Here is a 9,499-nt window from a genome sequence, read left to right on the forward strand (position 1 = left end):
TTTTTGCTATTTAGTAACTAATATTGCTATTTTAGCATCCGGATTATAGCTTATTTGAACTAATTGATTTCTCTTGATGTTCACAAGGTCTTCTCCACCATAATTAATTTCTAACTTTATAGGCATCTTTCCTTGTTTTATTATAGCAACGTATTCGTTTTTGCCCTTTTTTTCTAAGCTAATTAGATTACCAATATAAGGTTTGAAATTTTGGTATTTATCTCCCGCTTTCTTTATATAGAAATAAGTACCAACAGCTATTAGTAAGTTAACTCCAAGTAGAATCCAAGAGTTTATACCAGCTGCAATTCCACCTATTAATACGATAACCATTAAAACAATAGGAACAATAGCTTTTTGCATAAGTAATTTTCCCATTATTTCATTGGCTTTTTTTTCAGGGCCAGTCATTGTTTTTGATCTAGCGAATGATTCTGCGAATTTGTCTTTAAAGCCCATGTTAATCCTCCTAATCTAATAAATATTTAGTTATAATGACGATGTAATGCTTGAAACTAAAAATTTACTACATTTATATTATGTACAAGTTTGCCATTAAAATTTATATTCAAGCAAAGTGAAATATATTAATTATTTTATCATAGAATTCTAAAAAAGAAAATAAATGTAGTGATAAAAACTCAATAAATATAATTTACATGATAAAATGACTTATTTTTATTCAATAAACAAGGTGATATGATAAAAAAGATCAAATTGAATTTATTTAGATATATCCACAATCAAAATTGGTAGAATATGACTTTAAGAGATATCTCTTTTGAATATCAGCAGATTTTATTTCTTTTGATTTGTGGATAAGTAGTGAAATTAACGTACTATCTTAATTTATATAACTAATTATAAGATAACAAGTTGATTTTAATAAAAATATTAAATAAATGCAAAAATAATAAAAATGAAATTATTTATTTAAAACTTGCAAAAATAAAAATGAAGTGCTACTATTTAATTAAATAAACAAGTTGAAAACCGAAGTGTGCAAAAAATGAATGAAAAATATTGAAAAAATCATGCAAAAATAGAATTATGAGGAGGCTGTATTTTGTATAAGGTGGATATAAACAGTGATTTAGGAGAAAGTTTTGGAGCATATAAGATTGGGATGGATGAACAAATACTTAAGTATATATCATCTGCAAATATAGCATGTGGATTTCATGCAGGAGATCCATTGAATATGGCTCATATAGTAAATTTATGTAAGTTAAATGATGTAAAGATAGGAGCACATCCAGGGTTATTAGATTTAATTGGATTTGGAAGAAGAGAAATAAAGATAACTAAACAAGAAGCTAAAGATTATACAAAGTATCAACTAGGAGCACTAATGGGATTTGCAATAGCCTCAGAAGACAAAGTATCTCACGTTAAACCACATGGTGCTTTATACAATATGGCTACAAAAGATGAAAATTTAGCGATGGGTATTTGTGAGGCTATATATGAAATAGATAAAGATATTATATTATTAGGTTTATATAATAGTAAACTGATAGAATGCGCAAAAAAAATTGGATTAAGATATGCAAGTGAGGTTTTTGCAGATAGGGCATATGATAAAGATGGATTTTTAGTACCAAGGAATATAAGTGGTTCAGTAATACATGATACTAATCTGGTTATAAACAGAGTGGTGAGGATGGTAAAAGATAAAGTAGTTGATACTATAGATGGTAAACAAATGACAATACAAGCAGACTCTATATGTGTCCATGGAGATAATCCTAATGCTTTGGAATTTGTAAAACAAATTAGAAAAAGACTAGAAGATGAAAATATAAATATATGTTGTATAGAAGAAGTATTGAAAAAATAGGAGGATGAGATAAAATGGATGCAAAAAATACTATTGAAACAAAAAATAATGATAGTGAAAAGTCTAAAAATATAAATGCATTATTAGGGGCCGCATTTATAATGGCTACGTCTGCAATAGGACCAGGATTTTTAACTCAAACGGCTCAATTTACTCAAAATTTGGGGGCGAATTTTTCGTTTGTAATAGCGATAACTACAATTTTATTTGCTGGAGCTCAAGTGAATGTATGGAGAGTAATTGGTGTATCAGGCCTTAGAGGTCAAGATATAGCAAATAAAATAGTACCTGGGTTAGGTTATTTTGTTGCATTTTTAGTAGTTTTAGGGGGATTGGCTTTTAATATAGGAAATGTTGGTGGAGCAGCGCTTGGAATAAATGTAATGTTTAATCTAGATATTGTGACGGCTACTATATTAAGTGGACTTATAGCTATTTTTGTATTCATATCAAAAAATTCTAGTTCACTTATAGATAAGATAACAAAGTTTTTAGCATTAGGTATGATAATAATAGTTGGTTATGTTGCAATATTTAATCAACCACCAATCAAAGAAGTAGTTTATAGAGTAGTAAATCCTGAAAATACAAATGATTTAATATTTCCAATAATAACTCTTTTAGGTGGAAGTGTTGGAGGATATATAACTTTTGCAGGAGGCCATAGATTAATAGATGCAGGTATAACAGGTAAGGAGAATATAAATCAAATAACTAAATCATCTCTTTTAGGAATATTAGTAGCAACTATGATGAGAGCACTTTTATTCTTAGCGATACTTGCAGTAGTATCAAAAGGTTTACAGCTAGATTCATCAAATCCAGCAGCATCAGCATTTAAACACAGCTTAGGTCAAATAGGATACAAATTCTTTGGGTTAGTATTATGGGCGGCTGCAATAACATCAGTTATAGGAGCAGCTTATACATCAGTATCTTTCTTAAAGACATTAAATTCGTTTGTAGAAAAAAATGAGAAATATTTTATAATAGGATTTATAGCTATATCAACAATTATAATGGCATTTATAGGGAAGCCAGCAACGCTACTTATTATAGCGGGATCACTAAATGGACTTATTCTTCCGATAACATTGGGAATAATGCTTATAGCTTCAAAAAGAAAGGATATAGTAGGAGAATATAATCATCCTACATGGCTTTTAATATTTGGTATTGCTGTAGTATTAATATCTGCATATGCTGGAGTTATGTCACTGCAAAGCTTAGGAACTATATTTGTGTAAAGAAAGAGGAGAGATGATGGAAACTAAGTATTTTTTAGGTGGCGATAAAAGTATAATTGTGGAATTTGGAAATGAAATAAATGAAGGTATCAATAAAAAAGTAATATCATTAATGAAAGTTATAGAAAAATCAAGTCTTAAAAATGTAGTTACAGAAATGGTACCAACATATAGATCCTTAATGATAAATTATAATCCACTAAATATAGAGTATGATAATTTAATTAATAAAGTAAAGGAATTAGAACAAAAACTGGAATATATAAAACTGGAAGAACCTAAGATTCATGAGATTCCAGTATGTTATAATAAGCAGTTTGGAATAGATATAGAAACTGTAGCAAATCATAATAATTTAACTGTAGACGAAGTGATTCAAATACACACAAGTAAAGAGTATTTAATATATATGTTAGGTTTTACGCCAGGCTTTCCTTACTTAGGCGGGATGGATGAAAGAATAGCAACACCACGTCTTCAAATACCAAGAACTAAGATACATGCAGGTAGTGTAGGCATAGCAGGATCTCAAACTGGTGTATATCCTATAGATAGCCCTGGAGGGTGGCAAATAATAGGTAGAACTCCAATAAAATTATATGATGAAAATAGAGAACAACAAATTTTACTTAGAGCAGGAGATTTTATAAAATTTGTTCCTATAACTTTAGATGAATTTATAAAAATAGAAAAAATGTGAAATTTAAATAAAAAGGGTGAAAAAAATGGGATTTAAAGTTGAATTAGGAGGTTTTCAAACTCTAATACAAGATAAAGGAAGAGTAGGATACGGTCAATATGGAGTATCTGGATGTGGTGCAATGGATGAATACGCTCATAGAGTAGGAAATATATTGGTAGGGAATGATGAAAATGAAGCTTCTTTAGAAGTTTTAATGGTTGGACCTACGATTAAGTTTGATGAATGTACTCAAATAGCAATTACAGGAGCAGACTTAGGAGCTAATTTAAATGGTAAAAAGATTGATATATGGAGGTCTTATGAAATAAATCCTGGAGATATACTATCATTCAAAGGCGCAAAGTCAGGGGTAAGAGCATATATATCAATTTCTGGAGGAATAGATGTACCAATTGTAATGGGAAGTAAGTCAACATACACAAGAGGTAAAATTGGAGGATTTTCAGGAAGAGGACTTAAAAAGGGTGACTATATAAATACCTTTTTTGAAGAACGCGATTTTACTATTAACAAAAGGATCGATGATGAATATATACCTAAATATGATACCAATATAGTTCTTAGAATAGTTAAGGGACCTCAATTCGACTGTTTTAGTGAAAGTGAAATAAATAAATTTTTAAATAATGAATATAAAGTAACAAATGAAATAGATAGAATGGGATGTAGATTAGAAGGTGGAAGTATAAAACATATAAAAGGTGCTGACATAATATCAGATGGAATATCTTATGGGGCAATACAAGTACCAGGACAGGGAAAGCCTATAATAATGTTAGCGGATAGACAAACTAGTGGAGGATACACTAAAATAGGAAATGTAATAAGTGTAGATTTATATAAATTAGCTCAAGCTAAACCTAATGATAGTATAAAATTTGAGCTAATAGATATATATGAAGCTCATAGATTATTAAAACAGCAAGAATTAAAGATAAAAAGTATATATAAAAATATGATATATGTAAGAAAAGTAAGAGGTAAGGTTTTTAAATATATTGCAGTATAAATAAAAATGGGATTTGTATACAAATCCCATTTTTATTTAAAATTTAATTATTAAACCAATATAAATTGATAATATTATTTTTTAACAGCAGCAACAACACTCATTTCAACAAGCAAACATTCTCTTGCCATCTTTGCTTCGACGCAAGCTCTAGCTGGCTCGAAACCGTCTTCAATCCATGCATCCCATACAGCATTCATATCTGCAAAATCATTCATATCTTTTACATATATTGTAACAGATAAAATATGCCTTTTATCAGAATCATATTTATTTAATAAATCTTCAATTTTATCTAAAACAGCAGCAGTCTGCTCTTTTATGTTTCCTTCAGCATGAGTTTGTCCACATAGATAAATTGTATTATTGTGAACTACTGCTCTGCTCATTCTTCCAGTACCTTCAAATCTTTTTATTTCCATTATAAAAACCTCCAATAAATTTTGACAATATAAATTATAATATATAATTATATTGATTGCATGAAAATATTTAAGAAATTTAAAAATAAATGAATATATGCAATAAATGAGAAATTATAATATAATAATTTTATAGATAGTTGAAATGCATCTAAGTATTTAAAGGGGGAAGTTAATATGGCAATAGTAAAAATCGCTATGATTGGTGCAGGAATAAGGGGAACATATGGATATGCACCATACATATATGAAAATCCTAATCAATCTAAAATAGTTTCAGTGGTAGAGCCTAAAAAAGGAAGAAGAGAATTATTTGCAGATAAGTATAATATACAAGAAAATCAAGTGTTTGAAAGTATACAAGATTTTTTAGAAGGAGAAAAAATTGCAGATGCAGTAATAATAACCAGCAATGATGACAGCCATTATGATAATGCTAAGCTACTTTTAGAAAAAGGGTATGATGTTCTTTTAGAAAATCCGGTAGCAAACACACTAGATAGGTTAGTGAAACTTAAACATTTAAGTGAAAAATACAGTGATAAAGTATTTATGACTTGTCATGTATTAAGATATACTGAATTTTTTAATAAATTAAAGCAAATAGTAGACGATGAGGATTTAGGAGAACTAATAAGTATTCAACATAACGAAAATATAGGATATGAGTACTTTGTACATAGTTACACAAGAGGGAATTGGAGAAATCAGAGTGATACAAGTCCTTTAATTTTAAATAAGAGCTGTCATGACATTGATATATTAATGTATATTACAGGAAGTAAGTGTAGGAAGATAGCTTCATTTGGAAGATTAAAGCATTTAAATAATGAGCACTTTAAAGAAAATATGGGAGAAAATTGTTTTACTTGTAGAGTAGAGGAGCAATGTCCTTATTCAGCTAAAAAAATATATTTAAAGAATGATAGATATATAAATTATGCATTACATATTAATCCAACTAAAGAAAATTTAGAACAAATATTAGAAAAAGGCCCTTATGGAAGATGTGTATATAGGTGTGACAATAATGTTGTAGATAATATGGTTAGTATATTAGAATTTGAAAATGATGTAACAGCAACGTTTAATTTATCTGCGTTTACAAAAGAATGCGATAGAACTATAAAATTAATGTTTAGTCATGGAGAAGTTGGTGGAAGCCTTTTAAAAAATGAAATAAAAATTAAAAAATTCACACAGCAAGAAGAGGAAACTATACATGTAGGACAAAACGTAGATCTTTATACAGAAGGAGATAAAAAGCTTATAAAAGACTTTATAAGCTTAATTGATAATAAAGGAAGAATTAAACCTAAATATGCATGTAGTGTAAAAGATGCTATAGAAAGCCATATAGTTGCTTTTGCTTCAGAATATTCAAGAATAAGTGAAGAAGTAGTATGTATAAAAGATTTTTTTGAAGATGCAGCTTATATGACAAATGAAATAGAAGAAACTTTAATATAATAAAAATTATGAAAGAAGTAGCATCCAATTATGGAGATGCTACTTCTTTCATAATTTAATCTTTATAGTAACTATAAAACTAGCTATTAAGATTAGTTTCTGATCAGTCTATAATTCGGAAAATACCTTATATGCCAGTACTTAGATATATTTTAATATAATGCTATTAAATTTCATTTTAAAATTAATATCATTATACATTAAACTGAAGTAATATCATTATACTTTAAAGTATAGAATATTTAGAATGAAATACAAACAGAAAAAAGATTATTATATTTTGAATATGAGGTGAATAAATGTATATTTCAAGACCGACATGGGTTGAAATTAATATAGATAACTTAAAATATAATATTAGGCAAATAAGAGGTTTTATAGGTGACGAAGTTAAGTTAGCGGTAGTTTTGAAAGCCAATGCGTATGGACATGGATCAATTGAGATTTCAAATTTTATAAAGAATGAAAATATAGACTATATATGTGTTGCATCGTTACAAGAAGCTCTTGAATTAAGATATAATAATATAGACTTACCTATTTTAGTAATGGGATATGTATCTGAAGATGCGATTAAGGAAGTTATTGAAAATAACATAACTATAGCCATATTCGACAAAACTTATGGTAAGGAAATAGCCAATAAATGTAAGCAAATAAATAAACTTTGTAAAGTTCACATTAAAATAGATACAGGATTCAATAGATTAGGGTTTAAAATTAGTGGAGATTTTGAAAAAGATAAAGAAACATTAAAAAATATTATAGAAATAATAGAGTGTAATAATTTCATTATAGAAGGAATTTTTTCTCATTTATCTCTCTCAAATAAACATAATGATAATATTCAACATAGTAAATTTTTATATGCTATTAGTGAATTAATCAAAGTTAAACAAATACCAATAAAACATATTTGTGATAGTATAGCAATGTGTAAATATGAAAAATTTCATATGGATATGGTAAGGGTAGGTGCTTGTATTTATGGATACAATTCAAGAAGTAAAAATTTAACATTAAAAAATGTAATGACATTTAAGTCAAAAATAGTACAAATCAAAGATATTAAAAAAGGTGAAGGTATAAGTTATGATTCTACATTTATAGCTAAAAAAAATATGAAAATAGGTATTGTAGCTTGTGGATATGCAGATGGTATTCCTAGAGGGCTATCCAATAAAGGGCATGTAGTTATAAATGGAAAAAAAGCTAATATTATAGGTAATATGTGTATGGATCAATGTATTATAGATATATCAAATTTAAATGAAGAGGATTATAAAGAAGATGTAGTATTTTATGGAGAAAATGGGCCTAATTTGTCTCAGCTTTCTGAAATTGCAAATACGAATAAAAATGAAATTCTAGCAAGAGTGTCAAAAAGAGTTATAAAAGTATATATAAATAATGGAGAAATAGCAAGAATTGTAGATGAGTTAAGTAACAAAATAAGATATTAGTTATTAAGGGGGATAAATATGAATATACCTAAAGCTTTAAATATAGGAGATACAATAGGGATTATAGCTCCATCAGGTCCACTAAGAAAAAAAAATATGGAAGAAATAAAAGTGGCTATAGAAGGATATGGATATAGGGTTAAGGTAGGAGAAAGTTGTTATCTAAAGCATAAAGGATATTTAGCAGGGGATGATAAAACTAGAGCAAAAGACATAGAAAAAATGTTTGTGGATAATGAAGTAGATGCAATAATGTGTTTAAGAGGAGGTTACGGTACTAGTAGACTATTAGATAAAATAAATTATAAAATAATATCTGAAAATCCTAAAATATTTATAGGATTTTCAGATATTACGGCACTTCATATTGTATTTAATCAAATGTGTAATTTATCAACATATCATGGGATAATGGCTTATACAGCTCAAAAATGGGATGAATTTACGTATGATTCTTTATTAAATGCATTAAATTTTAAAGAAGAATTAATTATAGAAAATCCAATTGAAGAAAAAATACACACAATATATCCTGGTCAAGCAGAGGGCTTATTAGTTGGGGGAAATTTATCTCTTATGATATCTAGCCTTGGAACTAGGTATGAAATAAATACAAAAAATAAAATCTTATTTATTGAAGAAATTGGAGAATATATATATAAGTTAGATAGAATGCTTATGCATCTATATCATGCAGGTAAACTTAATGACTGTAATGGAATAATATATGGAGATTTTAATGATTGTATGAAATTCAATGATGATGATAATGATATAATTGATTTATTAAAAGAAATATCACAGAAGGTCAAAAAACCTTCGATATATAATTTACAAGCAGGGCATTGTATGCCTATGTTAACATTACCATTAGGAACACATTGTAATATAAATGCTAATGACCAAATAGTTAAATTTATGAAGTAAATTACTTTAAATATGTTATAATCATATACAAGAAAAACGTTAGCTAGGAGGAATAGATATGTCTGATGATAGAATAATCGATTTTAATGATTTAAAAAATAAGGTCAAAGATTCTGATGTAGATAAATTTGAACAATATATATACAATTTATATTTTTCTGTTATGGATGGAAGCTTAACAATGGCTGAATTCTCAAGGAAAATATTTGATTATATGCAAAAAAATAATATATCTCAAGAAAAATTTATGAATATACAAAAAAAATTCATGGAGAGATATGGTATGGATTCTGAAGAAGTAGAAAAACAACTTAAAAACTTTGGAATAGATTCATCAAGTGTAGGGTTTGGAAATGTTGATATTAATAATATGACTAGTGAAAATATAGAATCAATTAAAAAAAGTGCCGGATTCTAT

At 27.7% G+C, this 9,499-nt stretch carries 10 protein-coding genes; 8 read left to right on the forward strand and 2 right to left on the reverse strand.

Annotated elements, in window-relative coordinates:
• Positions 1–6 precede the first annotated feature (6 nt).
• Positions 7–459, reverse strand: a complete 453-nt coding sequence (locus tag VLM92_RS03925) for a hypothetical protein (RefSeq protein ID WP_325275041.1) — start codon at positions 457–459, stop codon at positions 7–9.
• A gap of 607 nt (positions 460–1,066) precedes the next feature.
• On the opposite strand from VLM92_RS03925, the gene VLM92_RS03930 reads away from it, so the two are divergent.
• Genes VLM92_RS03930 through VLM92_RS03945 form a run of 4 tightly spaced genes read left to right on the forward strand, consistent with a single transcriptional unit; the run spans position 1,067 to position 4,799 of the window.
• Positions 1,067–1,840 (forward strand): 5-oxoprolinase subunit PxpA, encoded by a 774-nt coding sequence (locus VLM92_RS03930; protein ID WP_325275042.1) that lies wholly within the window; start codon positions 1,067–1,069, stop codon positions 1,838–1,840.
• A gap of 14 nt (positions 1,841–1,854) precedes the next feature.
• Positions 1,855–3,087: an NRAMP family divalent metal transporter gene (locus tag VLM92_RS03935; protein WP_325275043.1), complete on the forward strand. Its 1,233-nt coding sequence runs from the start codon at positions 1,855–1,857 to the stop codon at positions 3,085–3,087.
• 16 nt (positions 3,088–3,103) lie between these two features.
• The gene (pxpB, locus tag VLM92_RS03940; protein WP_325275044.1) at positions 3,104–3,787 is read left to right on the forward strand and encodes a 5-oxoprolinase subunit PxpB; all 684 of its coding nucleotides are present in this window, start codon (positions 3,104–3,106) and stop codon (positions 3,785–3,787) included.
• Positions 3,788–3,812: 25 nt separating this feature from the next.
• Positions 3,813–4,799, forward strand: coding sequence for a biotin-dependent carboxyltransferase family protein (locus tag VLM92_RS03945; RefSeq protein WP_325275045.1), 987 nt, complete (start codon positions 3,813–3,815; stop codon positions 4,797–4,799).
• Between the two features lie 74 nt (positions 4,800–4,873).
• Here VLM92_RS03945 and VLM92_RS03950 read toward each other — a convergent pair whose 3' ends face one another.
• A complete protein-coding gene (locus VLM92_RS03950; protein ID WP_325275046.1) occupies positions 4,874–5,221 on the reverse strand; it encodes a RidA family protein in 348 nt (115 codons plus the stop codon).
• A gap of 177 nt (positions 5,222–5,398) precedes the next feature.
• On the opposite strand from VLM92_RS03950, the gene VLM92_RS03955 reads away from it, so the two are divergent.
• From VLM92_RS03955 to VLM92_RS03970, 4 genes are all read left to right on the forward strand, one after another.
• The gene (locus VLM92_RS03955; protein WP_325275047.1) at positions 5,399–6,691 is read left to right on the forward strand and encodes a Gfo/Idh/MocA family oxidoreductase; all 1,293 of its coding nucleotides are present in this window, start codon (positions 5,399–5,401) and stop codon (positions 6,689–6,691) included.
• A 299-nt stretch (positions 6,692–6,990) separates the two neighbouring features.
• Positions 6,991–8,154: an alanine racemase gene (gene alr, locus VLM92_RS03960; protein WP_325275048.1), complete on the forward strand. Its 1,164-nt coding sequence runs from the start codon at positions 6,991–6,993 to the stop codon at positions 8,152–8,154.
• An 18-nt stretch (positions 8,155–8,172) separates the two neighbouring features.
• Positions 8,173–9,081, forward strand: coding sequence for an LD-carboxypeptidase (locus VLM92_RS03965; RefSeq protein ID WP_325275049.1), 909 nt, complete (start codon positions 8,173–8,175; stop codon positions 9,079–9,081).
• Positions 9,082–9,139: 58 nt separating this feature from the next.
• Positions 9,140–9,499: DUF3867 family protein (locus VLM92_RS03970; protein ID WP_325275050.1), on the forward strand; the 360-nt coding region annotated here is incomplete at its 3' end.

It is taken from the genome of Romboutsia sp. (genome assembly GCF_035470145.1).
Classification (GTDB): Bacteria; Bacillota; Clostridia; order Peptostreptococcales; family Peptostreptococcaceae; genus Romboutsia_D.